The following is a 715-nucleotide window of genomic DNA, read 5'->3' as shown; positions in this document are numbered from 1 at the left end:
GTATAAATCTCATCACAGCCAGCCTGTCGTAATGCGCTCAGTTGCAGATCCAGACATTGCTCGTCTGTCGAGACACGCGCGTATCCTATCTTCACATCTATTCCCCGTGCCCGGCCCTCTTATTTTCTATTCTTAATCAACCGTCTTCGCGGTCGCTCGGAATTCCACACAATGTTCATTTGTATTACTTAATACATTATACGTCTATCAAATAAAGCCAAATATCCGTATATTCACTCCCCGCAAGCAGAAATCCAACTTCTTTGATCTTGATCAATTTATTAAATAAAACTCATATGAATGCACCAAGATGTCGCAACAATCACTCTGCCACCCAAGCAAACCCGTATATTTTTACTGAATCGGCGTACGCGCTTCGCTTGAAATATTTATTACAAAATAGTGTCATATCTTGACTTACCGCTTCGACCCTTTATGCTTCGAATCATGAACCTGCCGTTCCGAAGGTCGCATCTGCGGATTTCGGTGATGGTGATCAGGCGTTTCGGCGAACGTGATCAGTTTGGAAGGTGGTGTTGCGCGGTCAATGGATTATAACGAAGGTGATCACGATCAGGATGCGGAGGACTGAGGCCGGTCGAAAAAAATGGAAGCCAACGTTTCGTAAAATTGAGAAACGGAGGCATGGATGAATCGAATTCCAAGAGCGGTCTATACGAAGGAGCTTCGCGACGAAGCGGTCAAGTTGGCGTTG

1 protein-coding gene is annotated in these 715 nt (G+C 45.2%); it reads right to left on the bottom strand.

Annotation, left to right across the window (positions count from 1 at the left end):
• The coding region (locus H0X90_RS35315) for a recombinase family protein (protein WP_196438390.1) at nucleotides 1-95 on the bottom strand (95 nt) is incomplete at its 3' end.
• Nucleotides 96-715: the final 620 nt, after the last annotated feature.

The sequence above is a fragment of the Burkholderia sp. 9775_39 genome (genome assembly GCF_015712225.1).
Taxonomy (GTDB): domain Bacteria; phylum Pseudomonadota; class Gammaproteobacteria; order Burkholderiales; family Burkholderiaceae; genus Burkholderia; species Burkholderia cenocepacia.
The sequence above is the reverse complement of the archived record's forward strand: the minus strand, read 5'-3'. Positions and strand labels throughout refer to the sequence as shown.